Source organism: Snodgrassella sp. W8158 (assembly GCF_016100435.1).
Taxonomy (GTDB): domain Bacteria; phylum Pseudomonadota; class Gammaproteobacteria; order Burkholderiales; family Neisseriaceae; genus Snodgrassella; species Snodgrassella alvi.
The window spans coordinates 1-25,740 of sequence record NZ_JACFSM010000001.1; the positions used below are offsets into that span (position 1 = coordinate 1).

At 39.5% G+C, this 25,740-nt stretch carries 22 protein-coding genes; 14 read left to right on the forward strand and 8 right to left on the reverse strand.

The window, feature by feature from the left end:
- Together H3V11_RS12000 and H3V11_RS00010 are read left to right on the forward strand one after the other, a co-directional pair.
- On the forward strand, positions 1-528 hold a 528-nt coding region (locus H3V11_RS12000; protein WP_304944947.1), incomplete at its 5' end, for a calcium-binding protein.
- Between the two features lie 443 nt (positions 529-971).
- A complete protein-coding gene (locus tag H3V11_RS00010; protein WP_198223336.1) occupies positions 972-3,740 on the forward strand; it encodes a calcium-binding protein in 2,769 nt (922 codons plus the stop codon).
- Between the two features lie 227 nt (positions 3,741-3,967).
- Here H3V11_RS00010 and H3V11_RS00015 read toward each other — a convergent pair whose 3' ends face one another.
- Together H3V11_RS00015 and H3V11_RS00020 are read right to left on the reverse strand one after the other, a co-directional pair.
- On the reverse strand, positions 3,968-5,173 hold the full coding sequence (locus tag H3V11_RS00015) for an acetate kinase (protein ID WP_025330927.1): 1,206 nt from the start codon (positions 5,171-5,173) through the stop codon (positions 3,968-3,970).
- Between the two features lie 55 nt (positions 5,174-5,228).
- Positions 5,229-5,756, reverse strand: a complete 528-nt coding sequence (locus H3V11_RS00020; RefSeq protein WP_084585117.1) for a C40 family peptidase — start codon at positions 5,754-5,756, stop codon at positions 5,229-5,231.
- Positions 5,757-6,095: 339 nt separating this feature from the next.
- On the opposite strand from H3V11_RS00020, the gene H3V11_RS00025 reads away from it, so the two are divergent.
- Positions 6,096-7,265 carry a nitronate monooxygenase family protein gene (locus H3V11_RS00025; protein WP_025330929.1) on the forward strand — a complete coding sequence of 390 codons (1,170 nt, stop codon included), beginning with the start codon at positions 6,096-6,098 and terminating at the stop codon, positions 7,263-7,265.
- A gap of 153 nt (positions 7,266-7,418) precedes the next feature.
- Complete coding sequence (gene dapC, locus H3V11_RS00030; RefSeq protein WP_198223337.1) at positions 7,419-8,606, forward strand: succinyldiaminopimelate transaminase; 1,188 nt, start codon at positions 7,419-7,421, stop codon at positions 8,604-8,606.
- A 104-nt stretch (positions 8,607-8,710) separates the two neighbouring features.
- On the opposite strand, the gene H3V11_RS00035 is transcribed toward dapC, so the two are convergent.
- Positions 8,711-9,583: a YicC/YloC family endoribonuclease gene (locus tag H3V11_RS00035; protein ID WP_198223338.1), complete on the reverse strand. Its 873-nt coding sequence runs from the start codon at positions 9,581-9,583 to the stop codon at positions 8,711-8,713.
- A gap of 162 nt (positions 9,584-9,745) precedes the next feature.
- Between H3V11_RS00035 and rph the strand changes: the two genes are divergently transcribed.
- The 8 genes from rph to xerD all read left to right on the forward strand — a co-directional run bounded on the left by rph (position 9,746) and on the right by xerD (position 16,499).
- Positions 9,746-10,483 carry a ribonuclease PH gene (gene rph / locus H3V11_RS00040; RefSeq protein WP_078474400.1) on the forward strand — a complete coding sequence of 246 codons (738 nt, stop codon included), beginning with the start codon at positions 9,746-9,748 and terminating at the stop codon, positions 10,481-10,483.
- A 203-nt stretch (positions 10,484-10,686) separates the two neighbouring features.
- The gene (locus H3V11_RS00045) at positions 10,687-11,928 is read left to right on the forward strand and encodes an aspartate kinase (protein WP_096765968.1); all 1,242 of its coding nucleotides are present in this window, start codon (positions 10,687-10,689) and stop codon (positions 11,926-11,928) included.
- 109 nt (positions 11,929-12,037) lie between these two features.
- On the forward strand, positions 12,038-12,967 hold the full coding sequence (gene ttcA, locus H3V11_RS00050; RefSeq protein ID WP_198223339.1) for a tRNA 2-thiocytidine(32) synthetase TtcA: 930 nt from the start codon (positions 12,038-12,040) through the stop codon (positions 12,965-12,967).
- 11 nt (positions 12,968-12,978) lie between these two features.
- Positions 12,979-14,217 (forward strand): MFS transporter, encoded by a 1,239-nt coding sequence (locus H3V11_RS00055; protein ID WP_025330935.1) that lies wholly within the window; start codon positions 12,979-12,981, stop codon positions 14,215-14,217.
- 71 nt (positions 14,218-14,288) lie between these two features.
- Positions 14,289-14,672, forward strand: coding sequence for a hypothetical protein (locus tag H3V11_RS00060; RefSeq protein WP_084547264.1), 384 nt, complete (start codon positions 14,289-14,291; stop codon positions 14,670-14,672).
- 36 nt (positions 14,673-14,708) lie between these two features.
- Positions 14,709-15,155, forward strand: coding sequence for a peroxiredoxin (locus H3V11_RS00065; protein ID WP_025330937.1), 447 nt, complete (start codon positions 14,709-14,711; stop codon positions 15,153-15,155).
- A complete protein-coding gene (locus tag H3V11_RS00070; protein WP_198223340.1) occupies positions 15,148-15,606 on the forward strand; it encodes a methylated-DNA--[protein]-cysteine S-methyltransferase in 459 nt (152 codons plus the stop codon). Before H3V11_RS00065 ends, H3V11_RS00070 begins: the two co-directional genes overlap by 8 nt.
- On the forward strand, positions 15,600-16,499 hold the full coding sequence (xerD, locus tag H3V11_RS00075; RefSeq protein WP_198223341.1) for a site-specific tyrosine recombinase XerD: 900 nt from the start codon (positions 15,600-15,602) through the stop codon (positions 16,497-16,499). Before H3V11_RS00070 ends, xerD begins: the two co-directional genes overlap by 7 nt.
- Positions 16,500-16,837: 338 nt before the next feature.
- On the opposite strand, the gene H3V11_RS00080 is transcribed toward xerD, so the two are convergent.
- Positions 16,838-17,053 (reverse strand): hypothetical protein, encoded by a 216-nt coding sequence (locus H3V11_RS00080; protein WP_037473124.1) that lies wholly within the window; start codon positions 17,051-17,053, stop codon positions 16,838-16,840.
- On the reverse strand, positions 17,046-17,261 hold the full coding sequence (locus tag H3V11_RS00085) for a DUF4177 domain-containing protein (protein WP_174833649.1): 216 nt from the start codon (positions 17,259-17,261) through the stop codon (positions 17,046-17,048). The genes H3V11_RS00080 and H3V11_RS00085 overlap by 8 nt, the downstream gene beginning before the upstream one ends.
- Positions 17,262-17,655: 394 nt before the next feature.
- On the opposite strand from H3V11_RS00085, the gene H3V11_RS00090 reads away from it, so the two are divergent.
- The gene (locus H3V11_RS00090) at positions 17,656-18,864 is read left to right on the forward strand and encodes a hypothetical protein (protein ID WP_198223342.1); all 1,209 of its coding nucleotides are present in this window, start codon (positions 17,656-17,658) and stop codon (positions 18,862-18,864) included.
- Positions 18,865-19,167: 303 nt separating this feature from the next.
- On the forward strand, positions 19,168-20,400 hold the full coding sequence (locus H3V11_RS00095; protein ID WP_198223343.1) for a hypothetical protein: 1,233 nt from the start codon (positions 19,168-19,170) through the stop codon (positions 20,398-20,400).
- Between the two features lie 454 nt (positions 20,401-20,854).
- Here H3V11_RS00095 and tssH read toward each other — a convergent pair whose 3' ends face one another.
- The 3 genes from tssH to H3V11_RS00110 all read right to left on the reverse strand — a co-directional run bounded on the left by tssH (position 20,855) and on the right by H3V11_RS00110 (position 25,737).
- Complete coding sequence (gene tssH, locus H3V11_RS00100) at positions 20,855-23,545, reverse strand: type VI secretion system ATPase TssH (protein ID WP_078474409.1); 2,691 nt, start codon at positions 23,543-23,545, stop codon at positions 20,855-20,857.
- A 61-nt stretch (positions 23,546-23,606) separates the two neighbouring features.
- The gene (locus tag H3V11_RS00105) at positions 23,607-24,092 is read right to left on the reverse strand and encodes an Hcp family type VI secretion system effector (RefSeq protein ID WP_037392137.1); all 486 of its coding nucleotides are present in this window, start codon (positions 24,090-24,092) and stop codon (positions 23,607-23,609) included.
- Between the two features lie 34 nt (positions 24,093-24,126).
- Positions 24,127-25,737 carry an OmpA family protein gene (locus H3V11_RS00110; protein WP_078474410.1) on the reverse strand — a complete coding sequence of 537 codons (1,611 nt, stop codon included), beginning with the start codon at positions 25,735-25,737 and terminating at the stop codon, positions 24,127-24,129.
- Between the last annotated feature and the right edge of the window lie 3 nt (positions 25,738-25,740).

Below are 25,740 nucleotides of genomic sequence, written 5' to 3' on the forward strand. Positions count from 1 at the left end.
GAAGACGGGGATGACTTGCTGAACGGGGATGATGGAGATGATATTCTCATCGGCGGTGCCGGTAATGACACCCTGAACGGCGGCAAAGGTTACGACATCCTTATTGGCGGTACCGGTAATGATATTCTCCGTGGCGGTGACTGGGAAAAAGATCGTTATGTATTCCATAGAAATCATGGACAAGATGTCGTAATGGATAAAGCATATAATCAGCAGCAAGGTGATATTTTGGCTTTTGAAAATTACAATAGTGATGAGTTATGGTTTAAACAAAATGGTAATGACTTAATTATTAGTCATATTTACTCAACAGATCAATTAACCGTTAAAGACTGGTTTTATAGTAATGATTCCAGACAATACAGTATTACCACTTCCGATGGAAAAGAAATTTTTGCATCACAGGTTCAGCAATTGGTAACAGCAATGGCTGATTTCACCAAAAATCAGAATGATGAATTTTCTGTTGATGAACAAATGCTTCAATTTAATCATCAGACAACTATTACATCATATTGGGGTAATTAATAATCAATATATTTTCTAATTAAAATATCAATTTAGTAAAGGGAAAGTTCTATAATTAGAACTTTCCCTTTTTGCTTTAATGAAGTAATTTATCAAAATAAATAGTCAAAATAATTCACTAATAAACTATTTTGTATACCAATTATCTGTTTGTATATTTATAAATAAATGATTAAATATCAATCAAAAATAGTATTAAAGTAAATAAAATACAACATTTTAAATGCAGATACATACAAAATATAAAACAAAATATACAATTACAAATAATCAACTGAAACAAAGGTGCTTTTAGATATTTAAGCAAATTATATTCATACATTTATTTTTTCATTAGCAAATTTTTAACATTTATGTTTAAAAACATATTATTTAAATTGAAAAATATTTACTTGATATAAATAATTTTAATATTTATTTTCAAAAACTATAAGGAGCTAGAAATGATTAAAACTGTTAAAAAAATACAAACCGGGAGCGACTGGACAAAAGATCGCTATGTTTTCCAGCCGGGTCATGGACAGAGCATCATACAAGATAAAGGTAATGAATATGATATATCTCAATACAATGATCTTATTTTTCCGCAGGCTAAAGCAGCTAATGCTATTTTTACCCGCTCCGGTAATGATCTAGTAATCAAAGCATACGGTGCAACAGATGCTGTTATCCTGCCGGATTATTTTAATACTGATAATGCTGATAGCCGTGCTTTCAATTTCATCTTTGCCGATAAAATTTTATATCGCAATGATATCGCAGCGATGACATTCACACTGGATGGCACTAACGGCGATGATGTCCTGTATGGGTGGGATAGTAACGATATTATTAATGGTGGAGCTGGTAATGATATCCTGTATGGCGGGAACGGCGACGATACTCTTAACGGTGGTACCGGTAACGACAAACTATATGGCGGCAATGGTAACGATATTCTGAATGGCGGCGATGGCGACGACTATATCGTTGGCGAACATGGTGATAATGTACTTATAGGCGGCAACGGTAACGATATTCTGCTTGGTAGTGATGATGGCTATGATGTACTGATTGGCGGGACTGGTAATGATGTTCTGGATGGTGGTGAAGGTAAAGACCTTTATATCTTTCAGACAGGCCACGGTAATGACATTATCTACGATAAAAGCTCGTCCTCTGATAGTAATAGTTATAATGATGTTAAGTTTGAAAAAGCCTTTGCTGCAGATGCCAGATTCAGCCGTTCAGGAAACGATTTAGTCATACAGGCTTATGGCAATAATGATTCAGTTACTCTTAGCGATTTCTTTATCATTCATAACTCATATACACGTTCATTTAATTTTATCTTTGAAGATAAAATATTAACTGCAGTCGATATTGCAAAAATGACATTTATCATAAATGGTACTGACGGTGATGATGAACTGCAGGGCTGGGACAGCAACGATATCATTAATGGCGAACTGGGTAATGACAGACTGTACGGCGGATATGGTAATGATATTCTTAACGGCGGCGATGGAAATGACTTTCTTAGCGGTGATAATGGTAATGACTATTTAGATGGCGGAAATGGTGACGATTATATCGATGGCGGCGATGGAAATGACATTCTTATCGGCGGTAATGGTAACGATACGCTGATTGGCAATGCCGGATATGACATTCTTAACGGTGGTGCAGGTAATGATATTCTGAATGGCGGTGATTGGGCAAAAGATCGTTATATTTTTCAGTCAGGACACGGTCAAGACATTATTAATGATAAAGGTTATGAAGACAGAAATCATGAAAAGTACAATGATGTTGTATTTGAAAATGCGTTCTTCAAAGATGCCATTTTTAGCCGTTCAGGAAATAATTTAATTATCAGAGCTTATGGTAATCAGGATTCGGTTACTCTTACAGACTTCTTTAAACCAGATAGTACAGACACACGCGCTTTTAACTTTATCTTTGCGGATATCACTCTTCCGGCGGAAGCAATTGCCCAGATGACATTGGTTCTGAATGGTACCGATGGTAATGATGTACTACATGGCTGGGATAGTAACGATATTATTAATGGCGGCCTGGGTGATGATATTCTGTATGGCGGCAACGGCGACGATGTTCTCAACGGCGAAGCCGGCAATGACAAGCTATACGGCGGCAATGGTAACGATATTCTTAATGGCGGCGACGGTGATGATTACCTGGAAGACACCCAGGGAGATAATATTTTTATTGGCGGCAATGGTAACGATATCCTGCTGGGAGGAGACGGCTACGATGTTATGATTGGTGGTACTGGTAATGATGTTATGGCTGGCGGTGAAGGAAAAGACCTTTATATCTTTCAGACAGGTCACGGTAATGACATTATCAATGATAAAAGCTTGTCTTCCGATCACAATAACTATAATGATGTTAAATTTGAAAAAGCTTTTGCTGCTGATGCCAGATTCAGCCGTTCAGGAAACAATTTAGTCATACAGGCTTATGGCAATAATGATTCAGTTACTCTTACTGATTTCTTCATCTCCGGTTATGCAAGTACACGAGCATTTAATTTTATCTTTGAAGATAAAACAATAACTGCAAATGATATTGCAAAAATGACATTTGTACTGGAGGGTACTGATAATGATGATGTACTTACCGGCTGGGATAGTAATGATATTATCAATGGTAAAAAAGGGAATGATATTATTTATGGTGGTAAGGGCAACGATTACATTTATGGAGGACAGGGTAACGATACTCTTTATGGCGAAGAAGGTAACGATTCACTTTTTGGAGAAGAAGGTTACGACATACTGAATGGCGGTGCCGGCGATGATTATCTTTTCGGCGGTAACTTTGAAAGAGATTTATATGTTTTCAACGCTAATTATGGCAGAGATGTTGTTGAAGATATAGCAATAAACCGACAACAAGGCGATATTCTTGCCTTTAAAGACTATAGCAGCAGAGAATTATGGTTTTGTCAAAACGGAAATGATTTAATTATCAGTCATATCGGTACTTCTGATCAGGTTACCGTAAAAAACTGGTTTGTTTCTGAATATAACCGTCAATATAGTATAACCACTGCTGATGGTAAGGAAATTTATGCTTCGCAAGTTGAACAGTTAGTAAATGCCATGTCGAGTTTTACTGCGAGTACTCATGATATTGCCACGACAGATAATCAAAAAATGCAATTTAATCAGCAGGCAATTATTTCTTCATATTGGGGGAATTAATTTATAAATAGTTATTTATTTATAATATCTGCTTCTCAAGGAATCCATCCTATGGATTCCTTTTTCATTATTAGTTGATATCTGATTTAATATTTATCATGAAATATTAAAGTATTTATTTAAATAAATAAAATGTTATACAAAAACAGGCTTTGTAATCATACAAAGCCTGTTTTAAAAGTCTTAAGAATATCTCACAGTTATTTCACTGTTTCGAATTCATTTCTTTACACATGCATCCCTGTTAAACGGGCAGTATCCTGAGCAATCATCAGCTCTTCATTAGTCGGAATAACCAAAACTGCTGCTTTACTGTCTTTTGTGCTAATCACACCCGGTGTACCGAAGCAGGCTTCCATATTGGCATCATGATCCAAAATCATGCCAAATACATTCAGATAATTAACTACTTTTTCGCGCATTGTAGTTGAGTTTTCACCAATACCACCGGTAAATACCAATGCATCCAGACTGCCGCAGGCAACCATCATACCGCCCACATATTTAGCCAGACGATAGGCAAATACATCCAGAGCCAGCTCGGCACCTTTGTGTCCGTTAGCAGCAGCTTCTTCCAGCATACGGCAATCGTTGGAAAGATTGGATAAACCCAGCATACCGCTTTCTTTGTTCAGCATTTCGGTGATTTCATCAATGCTCATTTTGGCATTCGCGGCCAGGAAAGAAAAAATACTCGGATCAATATCGCCGCAACGGGTACCCATTACCAGACCTTCCAGCGGAGTCAGCCCCATGCTGGTATCCTGTGAACGACCGTTTTTAACAGCGGTAATAGAGGCGCCATTACCCAGATGAGCAATCACCATGCTCATTTCATTAATATCACGGCGCAAAAATGCTGCGGTTTCCTGAGCAACATAACGGTAGCTGGTACCATGCGCACCATAACGGCGTACACCGTAACGGGTATACAGTGTTGACGGTATAGCATAATGATAAGCATGCGGTGGCATAGTCTGATGGAATGCTGTATCAAATACTGCTACCTGCGGCAGCTCGGGAAACGCCTGCTGTGCTGCCTGAATACCCAGAATATGAGCAGGATTATGCAATGGAGCCAGTACAATACAGGCTTCAATATCACGCATTACTTCAGGAGTAATCACTGTAGACTGGGTAAATCGTTCGCCGCCATGTACGACACGATGGCCGATAGCTTTGACACGGTCATATAAGCCCAGATCTTTTAACTGTTCCAGCAAAGCCATTACTGCTGCAACGTGATCATGATTGCCGGTTAAAGCATGTTTATGTTTTTCACCATTGATTTTAAAGGTGATGAAAGCATCAGTATTACCTACTTTTTCAGCCAGACAGCTCATTAAAACTTCTTTTTCGGCTAAATCCATTACTGCGGCTTTTACTGAAGAACTGCCACAGTTAAGTACCAATACTAAATCCTGCTCACTCATGTTGTTGTCCTGTTATATCGTGATTATTAAATTCAAAATGAATAATTGATTTTATTCAGCGGGCAAACAGCGTGCGTGCACCTGTAAAACGCTGGCTAAAATAAGGCTGGTCCAGTCTGGCGGTGCGGATAACACCGTTGCTGGAAGGCGCATGAATAAATTCACCGTTGCCAATATACAGCCCCATATGTGAATAAGCCTGTCCCGAAGTGTTGAAAAACACCAAATCCCCAACCTGCAAATCTTTGGTGCGGATCGGGGCGGAAACAGCTGCTATATCACGTGCGGTACGAGGCAGATTTACCTGCAATGCCTGCTGGTAAACGTATTGCACCATACCACTGCAATCAAATCCGCTACCCCGGCTACTGCCGCCATAACGGTAGGGTGTACCTATCAGACTCATGCTATGCAACAGCAATTCCTGACTCCCTGCCTGATGACTGACTTTAGTAATTCGAATAGGAGCCAGACGGGGTTGAGTACCAGACTGAACTAATTTTCGACTACTGCTTCTGCAGGCAGAAAGAAATAAAACAAGCGCACCTAAAACAGCACGCCGCTGTGCATTACATGTAACCATTAGTTATTTACCCTGTTGTGATTACCTGAATCATGCTTACTCATTAAATATAACATGAGTTGGTAATAATTTCTCTAAGCATTAAGGCTTAAATGACAATCATTACATTAACTAACCTTGTCGTACAAATCATACAAATTTTACCACTTTGAGAAAGCCATATCGCTCTGAGAAGTTTTAATCTCTTGACAGTGTCCTTGTGCAAGAATAGAGTAGAAGCACTAATTGATAAAAGCTAGCCGGATTAAAATACTTTCTAGTATTTTTATTGTAATTACAAGCTTTTATTTGAAGCAATACTTTAAAGCATCGCTTACTAATTAAGATACAGGAAGCAATATGCAGGAATTTGCACCACTAGTTATTCGCAATCATCATCTCATTCCGATTGTTCAGGGCGGTATGGGCGTAGGTGTTTCCGCCTCAAGTCTGGCCAGTGCAGTAGCACGAGAAAATGGAGTAGGAACGATTGCAAGCGTGGATTTACGTCATTTGCATCCCGATTTACTTGAGCAGTCCAAAGAAAATCCTACACAGGAAAAATACGATACCTTAAACAGGATTGCACTTGATCGTGAAATTAAATCCGCACTTGCCCAGTCTGAAGGACGCGGAATGATCGCAGTTAATGTGATGAAAGCGGTTAAAGACCATCATGCGATGGTACAGCAGGCTTGTGAATCCGGTGCACACGCAATTGTAATGGGAGCCGGTCTGCCGCTGGACTTACCGGATATGACTGAAAATTTTCCTGATGTTGCTTTACTGCCTATTTTGTCTGAATCACGCGGTATTGGTATTGTGCTTAAACGCTGGATGAAAAAGAACCGTCTGCCTGATGCAATTGTAATCGAACATCCCGCCCATGCTGCCGGGCATCTTGGTGCAGCTACTGTTGCCGGTGTTAATGATGAACGTTTTGAATTTAAACGGGTACTGACTGAAACATTCGAATTATTTAAAAAACTTGATCTGGAACGGGAAAAAATTCCTTTGATCATTGCTGGCGGGATGGCTAATTTTCAGAAAATCACTGTAGCCTTACAAGAATGGGGTGCAGCTGCTGTACAAATCGGTACAGCATTTGCTGTAACTCAGGAAGGTGATGCTCATATCAATTTCAAAAAAACTCTCGCCGGTGCCGAAGGCGAACAAATTGTAGAATTCATGTCGGTAGCCGGCTTGCCGGCACGCGGCGTTAAAACTAAATTTCTGGATAGCTATCTGAAACGTGAAAGCGTATTACAGGCTAATGCCAAAGCAGACCCGCGGCGCTGTACGCAGGGGATTAACTGTTTGTCTGTATGCGGTTTACGTGATGGTCTCGAAAAAGTCGGACAATTCTGTATTGATCTGAAACTTGCTGCAGCCTGGCGCGGAGAAACTGACAAAGGTTTATTTTTCCGTGGTAAAGATCCGCTGCCATTCGGTTCAGCTATGCGCACTGTTAAAGAAACCATTGAATATTTACTGACCGGCGAAATTCAGGCTGTCCAGAAATCTGCCTGAAATTGCTGAACAATTTCATAAGCCACATGCATGCATGTGGCTTTTTATTTGTCTGTAACCGGTATTTTCCGGAGCTAAAAATGAATACTTACTGCCGCAGTAATTTGAATGGTGGTAGTATCAAAGCATTTACAATAATTTGTATTTACGATTATGAATCCGAAACTGGAATTGTTACAGCCCTATCCTTTTGCCAGATTACGTAAATTAATGGATGGTCTGGAACCACCGGCTGATCTCCAGCCTATATCATTACATATTGGTGAACCCAAACACCCTACCCCGTCGGTTTTAACTGATGCACTGATTCAGCATCTGGACGGACTTGCAGCCTATCCGGTTACTGCCGGCATTCCTGAGCTTCGTCAGGCTTGTGCTCAATGGCTTATGCGCCGCTACTCAGGAGTAAAAATTAATCCTGATACTGAAGTATTACCCGTGTTGGGCAGCAGAGAAGCATTATTTGCATTTACTCAAACCATCATTGATAACAATACTGAATATCAGCCTGTAGTTGTCAGCCCGAACCCCTTTTATCAGATATATGAAGGTTCAGCTTTGCTGGCTGGCGCGCGGGTAGAATATGTCAATTGCCGCGCTCCACATTTTATGCCGCAATGGCAGGAAATCGATCAGAATACATGGCCAAAGGTACAATTGGTTTTCGTTTGTTCTCCGGGCAACCCCAGTGGCGCGGTAATGAATCTGGACGAGTGGAAAAAACTATTTGCCTTACAGGACAAATACGGATTTGTGATTGCGTCAGATGAATGCTATTCAGAAATTTACTTTGATGATGATAACAAGCCTCTGGGGGCATTACAGGCGGCTACTCAGTTAGGCCGGACATTCGACCGTCTGATTATGTTTACCAGCCTGTCAAAACGTTCTAATGCACCCGGACTGCGTTCCGGTTTTGTAGCAGGTGACAGTAAACTTCTGGCTGATTTTCTGCTCTACCGCACCTATCATGGCAGTGCCATGAGTCTGCCCACACAATACGCCAGTATTGCAGCATGGAATGATGAAGAACACGTCATTGCCAATCGTAATCTGTATCGGGAAAAATTTGATAAAGTGATTCCGATATTACAGCAAAAATTTGCCCTGCATAAACCTGATGCTTCATTCTATCTGTGGCTGAATGTTCCCGATTGTGATGATTTGGCCTTTACACAGAAATTATGGCAAAAAGCAGCGATTCGTGTACTACCGGGACGTTATCTTGCCCGTAATACACCATACGGTAACTCCGGAGCAGGCTTTGTGCGGATCGCACTGGTATCCAGTGTCGAAGAATGTGTTGAAGCCGCCAATCGTATGGTCAAACTGGCTTTTTAGAATTGGTTTCAAACAGATACTGGAATTAAAATAAAACCAGAATTGCCAGTTTCAATTTTAAAAGCAATTCTGGTTTTTAATAGTATGGCATAAACAGCTATTGTTTATTCTACGTTCTGTACCTGCTCGCGCATTTGTTCAATCAGTACTTTAAGCCCTACTGATGCCTGTGTACATTCAATGGCTATCGCTTTACTGCCAAGCGTATTGGCTTCGCGATTTAGTTCCTGCATCAGAAAATCCAGACGTTTACCCACACTACCCCGATGTTCTTCTATCAGACGTCGTGCTTCGGCAATGTGCGTATTTAAACGATTCAGTTCTTCATCTACATCAGCTTTTTGCATAAACAATGCGAATTCCTGTTTCAGGCGCTCTGCATCTACCTGAGCCACTGCTTCGCGCAAACGGGCTTCAGCCTTATTCATATAGTCCTGCAATAATTGCGGGAACAACTGCTGCATAGCTGCCACGATATCTGTCATATCATTCAGACGATCCAGCAAATGCTGCTGCAGTTTTTCACCTTCACGAGCACGCGCTGCTTTAAATTCGGTGAGTACTTGTCCCAGTAAAGTCAGTACACCGTTATGTAATATTTCCTCGTCCTCCGTTGGCGCCACAATAACACCGTGGAAATGCAAAATATCTGCAACAGTTAATTTGCCTAAATCTTTATACTTGCGACGCAACTGTTGATTAAATGATGCCAGTTGTTCTACCATTTTGTGATTAACCGGTAAATCATCAGTACTTTCGCTGGGCAGAGTTTGAATCTGAATACGGCATTCCAGTTTACCCCGTGCCACCTGAGAACTGATTAATTCACGCATCTTGCCTTCAAACGGACGTAATTCTTCTGCAATTTTAAACTGGATATCCAGATAACGATGATTAACTGCTCTAAGCTCAATATTGATTTGACGATTTCCACATTGTTCTGAAGCATTTGCATAGCCAGTCATACTGTATAACATATATATTTTCCTTAAACCGTTTATTCCTGCCGGGTTATATTCAAACTGGCAATTAAATCAAGTATAACGAAAACGGCTTAATCCATAAAAGGTTTAATTGATATGAATCGCAACAGACTGGTTATATAATTCTGCATTCATCTCCCGACAAAGTCTCTAAATATGAAAAACACACCTCTATCCAATCGTTCCGGACGTGCTGACGATGAGCCACGTCATCTTAGTATCGTGCCTGATTTCCTCGCACAGGCAGACGGTTCTGTATTGATTTGCTGCGGTAATACTAAAGTAATTTGCACAGCAACTATTGATGAAAATGTACCCGGCTTTTTAAAAGATCAGGGTCGTGGCTGGGTAACAGCAGAATATGGCATGCTGCCCGCCTCTGCCAATGGCCGTATGCGCCGCGAAGCAGTAGCAGGAAAGCAATCGGGGAGAACTCAGGAAATTCAGCGCCTGATTGGACGTTCCTTACGGGCAGTCGTAGATTTAGAGAAACTGGGCAGCCGCCAGATACTGATTGACTGTGATGTTATACAGGCCGACGGAGGCACACGCACCGCCAGCATCAGCGGCGCTTATGTTGCTCTTGCTCTGGCAGTCAGAAAATTACTGGAAACAGGCCTGATCAGAGAAAATCCGATTCGTGAAGCTGTAGCTGCTATCTCTGTCGGTATGATTGACGGTAATCTCCTGCTCGATTTGGATTATCCGGAAGATTCATCCTGTGATGCGGATATTAATGTAGTGATGACCGCCTCACAGCAGCTGGTTGAAATTCAGGGTACAGCCGAAGGAGCTACTTTCAGTATCGGTCAGTTAAATGATTTAATCACCCTGGCACAAAAAGGAATTAAACAAATTCTTGCTGCTCAGCAACAAGCACTGGCTGAAAATTAATTCACAAAAATACAATCACCTATTTTCCGAATTTAAACACTATTTAAAACAAGCTGCCTGAACCTGACAAAATACTAACTCAGCAGCTTGTTTTTGCATGATAAAAATGCTAAAAAGAATATCCGACAGGATATTTAAGCAGGCAGGGTTAACACAACCTGTCCTTTTTTGACATTATAACAACCCGGAAAGCAAGCAGTATTATGGCGTTAATCGTACAGAAATACGGCGGTACATCAGTTGGAACAGTTGAACGTATAAAAAATGTAGCTCGTCGTGTAGCACAAGCCAGAGCCAATGGTGATGATGTAGTAGTGGTTGTATCCGCTATGAGCGGAGAAACCAACCGTTTGGTTGCACTGGCACATGAAATTCAGGAAAAGCCCAATCCGCGTGAACTGGACGTTGTTTTATCAACAGGTGAACAGGTCACTATCGGTCTGCTTGCCATGGCTTTGCACAGTATTGGCGTAGACGCAAAGAGCTATACTGGCTGGCAGGTAGCCGTTAAAACCGATTGTGCTCATACCAAAGCACGCATTGATGCGATCGATGAGATACGCATCCGCACAGATATCAATGCCGGCAAAGTTGTTATCATAGCCGGTTTTCAGGGTGTTAATGCCAACAATGATATTACCACTCTGGGTCGCGGCGGTTCGGATACCTCAGCAGTAGCACTGGCAGCAGCACTGAAAGCAGACGAATGCCAGATCTATACTGATGTGGATGGCGTATACACCACCGACCCGCGTGTCGTACCGGAAGCGCGCCGTCTCAATACCATTTCATTTGAAGAAATGCTGGAACTGGCCAGTCTAGGCAGTAAAGTATTACAAATCCGCTCAGTAGAGTTTGCCGGTAAATATAAAGTGCGGCTGCGCGTATTAAGCAGTCTGGAAAACAGCGGTAATGGCACATTAATCACATTTGAAGAGGATCAGAATATGATGGAACATGCGGCAGTATCCGGTATTGCTTTTGATAAAAATCAGGCACGAATTAATGTGCGCGGGGTACCAGATACGCCGGGAATGGCTTCACTGATACTGGGAGCTGTCGCCGATGCCAATATTGAAGTGGATATGATTATTCAGAATGTCGGCTCAGCAGGAACCACAGACTTTTCCTTTACCGTACCACGCAGTGATTATCAGAATACGCTGGATATTCTTCATGAAGTGCAGAAAACAATAGGAGCGCGTGAAGTCTGCGGCGATGATACCGTATGTAAAGTATCAATAGTCGGTATGGGCATGCGTTCACATGTTGGCATTGCTTCTACCATGTTCCGTACTCTGGCTAAAGAAAATATCAATATCCAGATGATTTCTACTTCTGAAATCAAAGTGTCCGTGTTAATTGATGAAAAATATCTGGAGCTGGCCACCCGTGTACTGCACCAAGTGTTTGAGCTTGATAAAGAACCAGTAAAAAAAGGCTGAAAACTCCTTTTTAATTCATGTAAAAATTAACACAGGCCGGCTAAGTCACATCAGCCGGCCTTTATTTATTGTACAATTGCAGGTATTTGCATAAATTAGTGCTGTATCCATGTCTCATACACCAAAACGCGAATACGAAAACAATAAACTGATTAAACGACTTCGTCATCAGGTTGGCGCTGCTATTAATGATTTTCAGATGATTGAAGACGGCGACAAAATCATGGTTTGCCTTTCCGGTGGTAAAGACAGCTATGCATTATTGGACATCCTGCTCAGATTACAAAAATCTGCACCAGTACAATTTGAAATTCTTGCAGTTAATCTTGACCAGAAACAACCGGGTTTTCCTGTACATATACTGCCGGATTATCTGCAAAGTCTTGGCATTCCGTTTCAAATTATTGAAGAAGACACCTATAGCGTAGTCAAACGGGTAATAGATGGAGGCAAAACTACTTGTGGTCTGTGCAGCCGTTTGCGTCGCGGTATTTTATACCGGGTAGCCAAAGAAAATAACTGTACCAAAATTGCTTTAGGTCACCATCGCGATGATATTCTGGAAACCCTGTTTCTGAACATGTTTTACGGAGGCAAACTTAAAGCCATGCCGCCCAAATTGCTGTCAGATAACGGTGAGCATATCATCATCAGACCATTAGCCTATGTTAAAGAAAAAGATCTGATCCGGTATGCACAAATGCTGGAATTTCCAATTATTCCATGCAACCTGTGCGGCTCACAGCCCAACCTGCAACGACAGGTTATCAAAGATATGCTCCAGCAATGGGACAAACAGTTTCCCGGGCGCATTGAATCCATGTTTTCGGCCATGCAAAACATCGTACCCTCTCATCTGGCTGATTATCATTTATTCAATTTTGCCGGCTTGCAACGTGGACAACAACTGCCACATGGCGGCGATATTGCCTTTGACCGTGAACATTTTTCTCCAAATAAAACACCAGCACAGACCGGTGATATTAATCAGCCTGCCGGTGCAGGCAAAACCGTTATTAACATTTTAGATTCTCGATAGTAAGTCCCCTTATGAAACAACCAAGAAAAAAATTAACTCCTGCAAAAGCTATGGTTGCCGCTATCAGTGGCTATGCCATGGATGGTTTTGACCTGCTGATACTCGGTTTTATGCTCAGCGCCATCAGTGCTGATCTCGGACTGAATCCTTCTCAGGCAGGTTCACTGGTAACATGGACATTAATAGGTTCTGTTGTCGGCGGTATCGTTTTCGGACATTTAAGTGATCGCTTCGGCCGGATACGCATGTTATCGCTAACCATTCTCATGTTTGCCGTTTTTACTGGTCTGTGTGCGGTTGCACAAGGTTATTACGACCTGCTTATTTACCGGGCTCTTGCAGGTATGGGGCTGGGCGGAGAGTTCGGTATCGGTATGGCAATGATTGCAGAAGTATGGCCTGCATCAAAACGTAATCGCGCATCAGCTTTCGTCGGGATCGGCTGGCAGCTAGGTGTACTGGCGGCTACTTTTATTACACCATTCCTGCTTCAGCATATTGGCTGGCGCGGCATGTTTGTCGTAGGATTATTTCCGGCTATCGTCTCCTATTTTATTCGTCATGATACCAACGAACCGGAACAATTTACCCGCGAACATAAAGCAAATGGTGAGTTGTCATTTTCTGCACGTCTTAAATTACTGGTTAAAGACCGTCAGACAGCTAAAACCAGTCTAGGTATATTTATTCTTTGCGCTGTACAAAATTTCGGTTATTACGGTTTAATGATTTGGATGCCCAGTTATCTTGCCAAAAAACTCGGATTCAGTCTTACAGATTCCGGCAACTGGACTGCGGTCACCGTTATTGGCATGATCATCGGTATCTGGCTGTTCGGTTTTCTGGCTGACCATTTTGCCCGCTGGAAAATCTTTCTGATTTACCAGATTGGTTCTTTTATCATGGTGGCACAATATGCACAGTTGCAGGACCCCACTGCATTACTGATATGCGGTGCCATTATGGGCTTATTTGTCAATGGCATGATTGGCGGCTATGGAGCACTGATTTCTGATAACTTCCCCCCGCATGTGCGTGCAACTGCTCAAAATGTATTATTTAATCTGGGTCGTGGCATTGGCGGATTAGGGCCACTGGTTATCGGTTTTCTAGTTAAAGAATGGTCATTTTATGTTGCCTTATGTTTGCTGGCATCTATTTACCTTCTGGACATCATTGCCACTTTATGGCTGCTTCCCAAACACAATAATACCCCGTCCAATGATGATAATCTTGGTGTTATAGGGTGATTTATTATTCTTTCAGTGCAGATATATATCTCTGCACTGATTTTTTTACCATTAGGCCATGAGTAGAAATTATGACAACATTTACTAAAGTAATTTTATATACCGGAAGTGATGGTTTTGCCCGCTTCAAAGAAGAAAAAATTGAATTAAACGAAGGTAATGAAAAAAGCCAGTTATCACCTTGGTTTAATGCAGAAGGGTTACAATTACGTTACAGTCCGGTGGGTTTTAAAAGTGATTTTCACTGCACTGGTAAACCACAATGGCTGATAGTATTACAAGGAGTGATGGAAATCGGACTACGCGATGGTAGTACCCGCCGCTTTAGTGCCGGAGAACATTTTTATTCTGCCGACACTTTACCTGAAGGCATTACCTTCGACTCAAATATTCATGGACACTGCAGCCGTCTAATTGGCGATGTTCCTCTGATTACGGCTTTTATTCGCGATTAAACCAAAGTAATCAATATATACAAAGGAAAATAAATAATGTCTCAATCTATGCTGTTTACACTTCCAGATACCGAAGGCAATAACTTTAATATTGCAGAACATTTACCAGCTGTGGTTTATTTCTATCCGAAAGACAGCACACCGGGCTGTACGACCGAAGCACAGGAATTCAGTGCTTTACTGCCCCAATTCAAACAACTGGGTTACCACGTGATTGGTATTTCCCGTGATAGTATGAAAAGCCATCATAATTTTATCTGCAAATATGAACTTAACGTTACCCTACTTTCAGATAGTGAAGAAACAGTATGCAGACAATTTGATGTACTTAAAGAGAAAAACATGTATGGTAAAAAGGTATTCGGTATTGAAAGAAGTACCTTTATCCTGAATCAGGACGGGCAAATTACACAGGAATGGCGTAAAGTTAAAGCGGCCGGTCACGCTCAAATTGTTTTAAATACACTGCAACAGCATGCCTAGTTACTCATATCAAGCGCCCTGCTGCTCATTAAAACTGGAATTCAGTCCTGAGCAAAAATTAAAGGCTATCCATTGGCAAACACCCTTTTCCGAAGTCTTACCTAACCTGACTGGATTCTGGGCAAAACAGCTTGACTCCTATTTTAATGGCAGCCTGCAAAAATTTAACTATCCTCCTTCCGCTGACGGCACTGCATTTCAGCAAAAAGTTTGGCAGGTTATTGCCGATATCCCCTATGGTCAGATTGCCACTTACGGAGATATCGCGCGTGTGCTAAACAGTTCACCCAGAGCCGTAGGTCAGGCCTGTGGTAAAAACCCGTTACCAATTATTATTCCTTGTCATCGGGTTGTATCAGCCAGTGGTCTGGGAGGGTTCAGCCTCAGTACCAATGCTTTTGAACTAAATATAAAGCGTTGGCTGCTTAAACACGAAGGAGCAACATGGTAAATAATACTTTACCGGCAGAACTACTCGAACCAATCGAGTCATTGCTCGAACATCTTTGGCTTAGCGAGCAGCTGGCATTCAATACACTGGAAAGTTACCGGCGGGATTTGAATAAAATTGCTCGTCGCATACAAGCCGAACATCTGAACTGGCTGAATGTAGATCCCTTGTCACTTGCATCTGCTGTATTTATTCCTAGTGAAAAACCATCTTCACAGGCACGGGCATTATCAGCCTGTAAACGTCTGTTCAGTTGGATGCATGAATATAACCGCCGTCAGGATATACCTACCGAACAGCTGCAAATGCCTAAAAAAGGGCAATACTTGCCGGATATTATTTCCGAAACACAGATAGATGCTCTATTAGCAGCCCCTGATACCAAAACCTTTCTGGGTCTGCGTGATAAAGCCTTACTGGAACTTATGTACGCTACTGGATTGAGGGTTAGCGAAGCTGTTAACTTACGAATCAATGAAATCGATTTACAAAACGGCCTGTTAAGTACCATCGGAAAAGGAAATAAACAGCGTATGGTTCCATTAGGGGAAGAAGCAACCGACTGGCTGGAAAATTATTTTACAAATGCCCGCCCTGCTTTACTTAAAGGACGTGCTTGTGATGCAGTATTTGTCAGTCAGAAAAAAACAGCCATCACTCGGCAGCTGGCCTGGATGATTGTGACCAAATATGCTAGTGCAGCCGGCATCCATCATCTTAGCCCGCATGGTTTGCGTCATGCTTTTGCTACGCATCTTGTGAATCATGGTGCAGATTTACGTGTAGTGCAATTGCTTCTGGGACACGCTGATATCGGCACAACACAAATTTACACACATGTTGCCAATGAACGCCTAAAACAGATTGTGCATCAGCATCATCCGCGTGGATAAAAAATTATTTGTTTATACTGCTTTGCATAGAGTAAAAGATTATAAATCCAGAAATTTTGTTTTTATTTATTGAAGATGTAATAAAAATTTATGATAATTTGATATATACTAGACAAATAAATAACACTATATATTCAAACAACTAAATGTGACAAGGTTATTTTATTTTAAAATAAAAATATTAACCACTTAGAAAAAAAACAACTAAATGAAATAATAAATCACCTAATACTTATACTTAATTTAAAAAATTCGAAATCATTTAAATTTTTAACTACTATTTATTTAATATTAGATTTTTATTTTCAAGAATAAAATAACCTCATTCAGAATAAATATTATTCTAAATAATCTTTATCTTTTAGCTTTTTATCTGAGTTCAGCTGATCAAAAACGACAGCAACTGCTAACAATATAAAGAATAAAATTGCTAAAGATATAGATATTTTTAGAAAAAATTCAGCAGAAAAAATGTCCCACCATAATTCCAGTATCAGTAAAACACACCAGAATATGAAAATGCAAAGGCATCCTAATCCGGCTTTTTTAATCAACGTCTCTCTCCATAATAACTACATAAGCTTCTCTTGCCCAAAATAAAAACAGTCGACGCATATCTTTTTGCATAGTCACTACACGCCAGCCTTCTTTAGCATTTCGGTTTAAGAAATCTGAAAATTTTATAGGATTTGCATTTGCCGCCCCCAAAAACATAGTTGCCAAAGCACCTTCCTGATAAATAACTACTTTATATTCTTTCATAAAAACTCCTAAATTTAAATTAAATTTATAAATTTTTTTTAATGAATTATAAATTATTAATTTTAACAAAACAATTTTTTATTTACATTTATTATCATACATTTAATTTATTTTTGCAATGACCTTTTTAGAATGATTTTAACAGATGTTCAGCTTAAAACTTAGAAATAGGCTGAGTATATCATCTAAAACAATGATTAAAAGATTATAAACTTTATAGAACAAATGTAATGTAAATTATTCACATAGTCTAATCTAAATATTAATAAGTAATAATGTTCTCTTTATAATATCTGATTAGAATTGTAATTTGTTAATTTTTTTCTGGTCATTTTATTACAATTAAAATACAATTATTAACAATACACTTTAGCTTATTGAATAAAGGGCTCTTATGCGATTGAAATTTACAAAAATAATATTAGTGCTGGCTGTTGCCGGTATGGTTTCGGCATGTAATAATAAAACCGAAAAATCCCCTGACAAAATGGTGCGAACTGGTATTCAGCGCATTATGACTGAAGACAATCAGTTTAATTTTAGTGGTTCTTATCAGGCAGAATTTATTATTCAAAATAATGAGAATAAAAGTCCTTCAGAAATAACTGAACCAACAATTGCATCTGAAGTTTCTGCATCAGAAGCCTCTGTATCAGAAGAGTATGATGATACTCCAGAATTAACAGAGTATCACCGCAAAGAAATGGATTTGTACAACAAATCTTTAGGGCAATTTTTAGGACAATTCGGTAAATCTTTTTCCGTACCTTTCACTGGTGCTGTAGATATGAAAAAAGGGGTGATGGAAGTGATTCCTGAAGTCCGTTATGAAGATAAAAACGTACTGATTTCTTTTAAATTTCCTACCTATTTAGATTTTAATAATTTGTCCTTATATCTCGATGGTTCTGCAATTACCCATTTGTCAGACATTATGCCTTACAATAAAATGGTAGTTGGTGATAAATATATACAATTCACTGTACCGCAGGATAAAGCACAACACTTACCTGTTGCAGATTTATTAAAAAGCTTACCTAAATCAGTAGATGACGGTTATGCATCAATTGATCCCAGTGCATTTAAAAAAGTAAATGTCGACGAATTTGGAAAAACACTGGAAGCAAAATATCAGGTTAATCTGAATACAGACTATGCTTCAAGCCTTAAATGTAATACTGTAACTCTGCAAAGTCTTTCTAAGGCTCTAAAAGAGACAGCAGCCAAGGCTGATCAGAATAATAAATATAAACCTGAAGATTACGCTATGCTAGAAAATATAATTGATGGTTTGGCTTCAATTTATTCTGATAGTAATAATGCTCTTGCAGACACTCCTATGGGTGCTCATATGAAGCAGCTCAAAAATCAATCTAATCTAATAGTAGTAGTAGTTAATTTCTACTTTGATTCAAAAGGTCGCATTATAGGTATTCGCATTAAGACTGATATTCCAATGGCAATAACAGATAGGGAAGAGCCAAAAGGAACAATCAGAATAGATTATAAATTTCGGATGGATTACACCGGAAGCCCTAAATTCACCATGCAGCCTACACCACAAAACTCAATCAATATGGGATCTCGTCTTGGTTGGTACTGATTAATTTTCTTATCTGATTTATAGATTTTTTAGCCAGTATGTTTTACATACTGGCTTTTTCCATTAATAAGTTATTTATTACATGTTATTTCAAAACATAAATCCAGACAGAATTAATCCCAACAGATATATTCTGGCTGATTTTTTATAATTATTGTTATAACAACTATTTTATTCATTTGATATATACCAAACTGTCTGCAAATACAGATACCATTAATTTTACTATTTATATATTTGCAATTAAAATACAATTATTAATAACATAATTTGTTAATTTGATTTTAAAGGGACTTATGTTTTATGCGGTTAAATTTTAAAAAATTAATATTAACAATGGCTGTAGCCGGGATAGTTTCAGCATGCAGCCACATAAATGACAATTCGCCGGATAAAATGGTGCGGACTGGTGTCCAGCAAATGATTTTAAAAGATAACCGCTTGAACTTCAGTGGTTCTTTTCAAGGAGAATATCATATTAATCCTAATACAAACAATGAAGATGAAATTTCTTCTGATACATCTGAAATAAACAAAACTAATGAAACACATAACAATCTTCTAAATACTGCATCAAAATCACTACCTCAAACAGAAGCAGATGATGATGATGATGATGATGAATCAAAACCAAAAAATTCTTTGGCACCTTTTTTTGAGCAATTCAGTCAATCCTTTTCAGTACCCTTTACTGGCGCTATAGATATCCGAAAAGGGCAAATGGAAATAATTCCGGAAATTCGTTATGAAAACAAAAATGTACTGGTTTCTTTTAAATTTCCTACCTATATAGACTTCAAAAATCTATCTCTATACGCAGATGTTTCCGCTATTACACATTTGCTAGATAAAATACCTTATACTAGAATGGTAATTGATGACAAATATTTACAATTTGCTGTACCAAAATCCCAGATAAAAAACATGCCTATATCCGATCTGTTAAAAAGCTTACCAAAATCAATTGATGATGGTTATGCAGCAATTGATCGCGATGCATTCAAAAAAGTCAACGTTGATGAGTATGGAAAAACCCTAAAAGCAAAGTATCAGGTTAATCTGAATATAGACTATGCCCTAATGCAAAAAATTGATAATACAATGCTTGAAAGCCTTTCAAAGGCTTTAAAAGAGGCTGCAGACAAAGCTGATCAGAATAGTAAATATAAACCTGAGGATTATGCTGCATTACAGAATAAAATTGACGAATTCACTTCTACTTTTAATTCTTATTTTTTTGATGAACATGATTCTGATGATGACAGCGGTGTTTTTAAAAAACCCTATTTTGGACTTATAAAGCAATTCAAAAATAATCAAATTCCTATACAATATAATTATTACTTTGATTTAAAAGGAAGAATTATAGGCATCCGTGAACAGCTAGCATTTCCTAAGGAGGTAGGAAGTATAGCTGGGACAGTAAAAACAGATACCAAAATCCACCTGAAATACACAACAAACCCTAAATTTACTATGCAGCCACCTACGCCGCAGAATTCAATTGATATGATGTCTCGACCTGAACTCAATTAATTAAAATTCAATTTATCAGTTTCAAGTATTTTTAGCCAGTATACTAAAACTTACTGGCTATTTTATATTGATAATTTTTTCTTAATGTTATGTCAAAATATGGATAAAGACTGAATTAATCACGCAGGGTATACTTTAACTGATTTTTCTATTGTTATTCATAATAAACTACTCTACACGTTTAATATATAACAAACCGACTGCAAATATATATGCCTAAATGGCTCAGTAAACATTTTGGCAAATATAAATTCATCTATTTACAAACAAAATATAAACAAAGAATCTGGGTAATTTTAATTCAAACACAATTTTTATTCGATAATAATTCAATCTGTAGCTGATTAGTTTTAAAGTATAGCCAAATTAAAAACTAATATGCTGATATATGAATAGTAAAAAGGACATATACTTATTTAAATTTGCCCTTTTTACTATATTCGGTGATTAACAGTTATATTGGCTGATTTTCGCTATTTGTTTCAGCCGCCACCTCTTTCATTGGTTCATCACTCAAAGTGATGACTACGCCCTGCTCTCCCAAATCAAGCTGGATATAGGCACTATTCTGGCCTTGCTGCTTTTCCAGCAATAATTGTCTGGCCAGTTCGGGGACAATTTGCTGCTGCAACATTTGTTCAAAATAGCGTACGCCCAAATCATGACCGGCTGTTGTTTGCGCCAGCGCCTCTACCAGTGTATTACTATACTCACAGATAACAGCAAATTGAGCTGCAATTTTGGCTGCAATGCGGTCTAGTTGCTGACGGATAATAATCTGCATATCGTCAGCTGATAACGGACGAAAAGCCAGTACATTCATACGCCCGAGCAAAGCAGGAGCAAGAACTTCCCGGATGGGCTGATCAACCAGTTCCAGTCGGGTTGGTAAATCGGCATCAGGAGCATTTTGTAAAGCTTCGCTGCCCAGATTGGATGTCATCAACAGAATGGTATTTTTGAAGTTGATGATGCGCCCTTCTCCGTCTCGCATAACACCCTGGTCAAATACCTGATAGAAAATATTAAGCACATCCGGATGGGCTTTTTCTATTTCATCTAGCAGTACTACTGAATAAGGACGCTTACGTACTGCTTCAGTAAGGACTCCGCCTTTACCATAGCCCACATATCCCGGAGGCGCACCTTTAAGCTGAGCTACTGTATGCGATTCCTGATATTCAGACATATTGATGGTAATCATTGTATCTTCACTACCAAAAAGTGATCTGGCCAGCGCTTTGGCTGTTCTGGTTTTGCCAACGCCGGATGTACCTGTTAGCAGGAATACACCAAGTGGTTTGTTGGGTTCGCCAAGTCCGGCTTTCTGGGTACGAATATGATTAACAATACTACTAACGCTGTCTTCCTGACCAATTACCTCACTGTTAAGTTGCTCAGATAAAGTCATCAGACGTTCAATTTCATCATCCAGCATGCGACCGGCAGGAATGCCTGTCCATTCACTAATTACACTGGCAATGACTTGCTGATCTACATCTAGGCTAATATTTTGCTGCAATTGCTGAAAAGACTGATTATGTGTATGCAGATTGCTTTCATGCTCATCTTTTGTACGCGCATCCAGTACTGCCTGAGCAGCTTCCTGCTCCTGAACAAATTTTTGTTTTTCTTCTTCTATTTCCTGCTCTAATTGCTGTAACTGCTGCCGGCACTGCTCCATTCTTTCGTTATCTATCTGGTGTCCGAGAAGAATATCCTGTTGCAGACGGTCGATTTCTTCTTGAAGCGCGCTGTGCAGGGAGATTTTTTTAATAAGATTCAGTGGTAATGTTTGCATACCAAGTCTAACTTTAGCTGCAGCGGTATCCAGTAAATCGATAGCTTTATCAGGAAGCTGACGATCCGGTAAATACCGACGTGACAATGTAACAGCGGCTTTAATCGCATCATCTTTGATATGTACCTGATGATGTTCTGCATAGAGTTTAGCAATACCGCGCAGCATCTGACAGGCTTTTTCATCATCCGGTTCATCTACTTTTACCGGCTGAAAACGGCGCTCAAGAGCAGCATCGGTTTCAAAATATTGTTTGTATTCAGACCAGGTTGTTGCTGCGATTGTACGCAACTGACCACGGGCAAGTGCAGGTTTGAGTAAGTTGGCTGCATCAGACCCTCCGGCCTGATTACCGGCACCAATAATGGTATGAGCTTCATCTATAAACAGAATGGTTGGTTCGGAAGCATGCTGAATGGCTTCGATTACCGTTTTCAGGCGCTGCTCAAATTCACCTTTCAAGCCGGAACCTGCCTGTAAAAGCCCCATATCAAGAGCAAGAATATGGGTATTTTTCAGATGGCTGCCCACTTCGTCATTGGCGATTTTCAATGCCAGCCCTTCAACAAGTGCTGTTTTACCTACTCCCGGTTCACCTACCAATATTGGATTATTTTTACGTCGTCTGCTCAAAATATCTTCTATTTGGCTGATTTCTTCATCCCGTCCGAAAATTGCATCAATATATCCGTCTCTGGCTCTTTGAGTAAGATCGATGGTAAAACGTGACAAGGCTTCCTGTTCTGCCGGCGATTGTTTATCCTGTAAGTTACTGGTATTAAGTATATTCTGTGTGGCTGGTGTTTCAGCAGGTTCTGCTGCTTTACTATCGGTATCTATTCTCTTGGTGAAGATCGCATCATTGTCTGTGTTTGCTTCAACTGAGTATTTATCAAGCCATCGTCCTGCTTCAGCCAGTTGTCCTGCTCTAAATATCAGTAACTGCCATAAATCTGTAAGTGTGAAGATGCTAGGAATTTTCTGGATAGCTTCAAGCAAATGCAATGAGCGGACTTCTTCCTGTCCGTGTTCAATAGATGCCAGCATCCATGCCTGCTCTATCCATTTAAGTAATGCGCGTGAAAGCTCAGGTTTCTGGGGTACTCGCTGCCAGGGCAATTTATCCAGTCCGGCCAGCAAATCATCCCACAACCGGTTGATGTTGATTTCGTTCTGGCGTAATAAGAGATTCAGGTCATTATTATCTGTTTCAAGTAATTTGACGAGAAAATGTTCAGGCAATATTTCATGATGACCACGGCTTAAACAGAAGTTAGCAGCCTCATTCAGTGCCCGTGCACAATTTTCATTGAGTTTTCTTAATAATTGCATTGAATCTTTCATTACGGCTCCGACTAAATACTTAAAAAGGCGCACAGATGCGTGCGCCTTGAGTTAATTAAAATTAACGGTTCTCAACCCAGCTGTCGGAATGAACAATATTGCCATCCTTGTAAGCCCAGGTGATTTTTTCGTAACGCAATTCCACTTCTTCAAGATGGTTATAGCGTTCTTTACTGGTTTCTTTAATGTTGTGCATTTTAGGACGCACAGCCACTACTTTCACATTTTCAAGCAGGGTGTTGAAATATTCTTTCTCCTGACCTGCATCGTCAATGCGATACCATTTAAATTCTAGAGATTTAAGGTTCTGACCATTGGTTACTGCTTTGTAAAGATATGGTGAAGAAGCATCATATTCTTTTACAAAAGAAATAGGTTTGTGTACACGAGTACCTGTCAGTTTACCGGTATTGCCGTCAGTAGGAATATAAACTTCGTGATCGAATGCCAATACTTCTACTGTGCCTTCACGATTCTGTACAGTTACAGAGCCTTTAACCTCTGAACCACCGTCATCCTTGATCCATAAGTAAGCAGGAATTGCCATATGAATATCCTTTAATTAGTTAATAAATATTACATTAGTCGGTATGATTCATATCAACCAAGGTAATTTCGACACGACGATTTTTACTACGCCCTTGCGGGTCGTCGTTGGTTGCTATGGGTTTACTATCCCCATATCCCTGTACAGTAAAATGGTCTTCCGGAAAGGTGGATGCACTCACTAGCCAGTCACGTACAGCTTCAGCTCTGTGAAATGACAGAGTTTTATTGCTGGCGGCATTTCCGGTGTTATCGGTATGACCATCTATTAGTACTCTTTTATTCGGGTTTGCCTGTACCCAGGTTAAAACCCCTTGTAAAACCAGTTTCGCATCCGCTTTAAGCTGACTCTGACCCACGTCAAACAATGCTGTGGTATCTAAACGGATAATTTGTTTTTTCTGCTTCTCTATCTGGAAAGAATTTATGTCTTTATTGATAACTGGTAATAATTCAGTAGCATGATATAAACCAAATCCCATTCTTCTGGGCTCACCGAATGTCTTATAATCCTGTAAGGTCTGCTGAATGATTTTTAAATTTTTAATACTATCTATACGTTCATTTTCAAGGTGCTGAGGTATTGCTATATATTGCTGATGAGCAGCAATAACTTCCTGCAGCCATTTTTTATTTTGAACAAACGAATACTCGGTACCAATAAGAATGAACATCAGGAAACAGTCAATTGCGTAGCACAGATATTTTGCACCTTTACTTAAATAATGCTGACGTACAAAGCTATTCTCAATAACCGGAAAATTTTTCAGACCGTTAACTGTAAAAACGTGAGTCGGACTAACAAATCCTGTTTTTTCAATTTCAAATTTACGCCAGCCTGCTTGCTGATTAGTATTGAAACTGTTTAACCAGACACATGACATCATATACAGAGAATAACGATATGATTTTTCCGGTAACAAATTTTTAATCACATATTTACTAAGCCATTGCTGATTCAGATAAAGTGTGGATGTAGTTGTATAGTCCAGATGTTCCGGCTGTCGGGCATTCAATGCTGCTCTGCTATCCAATTGTTTTTGTAAACAGGAAAAGTACTCTTGCACATCTGTACGCTCCCTGCACAAATGGTTACTATTGTTTTCAGGCCAGTAATCAAGATTTTCATTAAGCAGATCGGTATGGATACCCAATGTCAGCGGTAGGCAGCGTTTATATGATGCCTGAATAGTTTCGATTTCTTGCCGCCATTGTGAAATACGCTGCTCTAATGCTGCCACATGAGGATATTTATCTGGATTAAGTATCAGAAATATACCGTTAGCTATTTTATTCTGTTCATCCAGATTCTGATAAATGCTGATTAACTGCGCACAGTCTTCTACCCTGATCCACATTGAATCACGCAACAGTCTCCAACGTTCAGAAGATTCTATCCAATCAGATATATCATCGCCTGCTACGAGAATGATGCGCTGGGATTTAGGTATATTGTACAGACTTGCTGCACTTTGCTTACGAAACCAAAATTGATTCTGATACCACAGAAATCCACATGCCAGTACTATGAGTATACTCAAGCATATTTTGATTACCCAGTATATATCCCAAATTTGCCAGATAAAATATAGCGACAGGCAAACAATCCAGACAAGCAGTAATGTGTAATAAATGCGTTTACTCATTTG

Excerpts from the sequence above, each read along its gene's own strand:
- H3V11_RS00010 (WP_198223336.1), top strand. The coding sequence starts at position 972 with ATGATTAAAACTGTTAAAAAAATACAAACCGGGAGCGACTGGACAAAA.
- H3V11_RS00015 (WP_025330927.1), bottom strand. The coding sequence starts at position 5,173 with ATGAGTGAGCAGGATTTAGTATTGGTACTTAACTGTGGCAGTTCTTCA.
- H3V11_RS00020 (WP_084585117.1), bottom strand. The coding sequence starts at position 5,756 with ATGGTTACATGTAATGCACAGCGGCGTGCTGTTTTAGGTGCGCTTGTT.
- H3V11_RS00025 (WP_025330929.1), top strand. The coding sequence starts at position 6,096 with ATGCAGGAATTTGCACCACTAGTTATTCGCAATCATCATCTCATTCCG.
- dapC (WP_198223337.1), top strand. The coding sequence starts at position 7,419 with ATGAATCCGAAACTGGAATTGTTACAGCCCTATCCTTTTGCCAGATTA.
- H3V11_RS00035 (WP_198223338.1), bottom strand. The coding sequence starts at position 9,583 with ATGTTATACAGTATGACTGGCTATGCAAATGCTTCAGAACAATGTGGA.
- rph (WP_078474400.1), top strand. The coding sequence starts at position 9,746 with ATGAAAAACACACCTCTATCCAATCGTTCCGGACGTGCTGACGATGAG.
- H3V11_RS00045 (WP_096765968.1), top strand. The coding sequence starts at position 10,687 with ATGGCGTTAATCGTACAGAAATACGGCGGTACATCAGTTGGAACAGTT.
- ttcA (WP_198223339.1), top strand. The coding sequence starts at position 12,038 with ATGTCTCATACACCAAAACGCGAATACGAAAACAATAAACTGATTAAA.
- H3V11_RS00055 (WP_025330935.1), top strand. The coding sequence starts at position 12,979 with ATGAAACAACCAAGAAAAAAATTAACTCCTGCAAAAGCTATGGTTGCC.
- H3V11_RS00060 (WP_084547264.1), top strand. The coding sequence starts at position 14,289 with ATGACAACATTTACTAAAGTAATTTTATATACCGGAAGTGATGGTTTT.
- H3V11_RS00065 (WP_025330937.1), top strand. The coding sequence starts at position 14,709 with ATGTCTCAATCTATGCTGTTTACACTTCCAGATACCGAAGGCAATAAC.
- H3V11_RS00070 (WP_198223340.1), top strand. The coding sequence starts at position 15,148 with ATGCCTAGTTACTCATATCAAGCGCCCTGCTGCTCATTAAAACTGGAA.
- xerD (WP_198223341.1), top strand. The coding sequence starts at position 15,600 with ATGGTAAATAATACTTTACCGGCAGAACTACTCGAACCAATCGAGTCA.
- H3V11_RS00085 (WP_174833649.1), bottom strand. The coding sequence starts at position 17,261 with ATGAAAGAATATAAAGTAGTTATTTATCAGGAAGGTGCTTTGGCAACT.
- H3V11_RS00090 (WP_198223342.1), top strand. The coding sequence starts at position 17,656 with ATGCGATTGAAATTTACAAAAATAATATTAGTGCTGGCTGTTGCCGGT.
- H3V11_RS00095 (WP_198223343.1), top strand. The coding sequence starts at position 19,168 with ATGCGGTTAAATTTTAAAAAATTAATATTAACAATGGCTGTAGCCGGG.
- tssH (WP_078474409.1), bottom strand. The coding sequence starts at position 23,545 with ATGAAAGATTCAATGCAATTATTAAGAAAACTCAATGAAAATTGTGCA.
- H3V11_RS00105 (WP_037392137.1), bottom strand. The coding sequence starts at position 24,092 with ATGGCAATTCCTGCTTACTTATGGATCAAGGATGACGGTGGTTCAGAG.
- H3V11_RS00110 (WP_078474410.1), bottom strand. The coding sequence starts at position 25,737 with ATGAGTAAACGCATTTATTACACATTACTGCTTGTCTGGATTGTTTGC.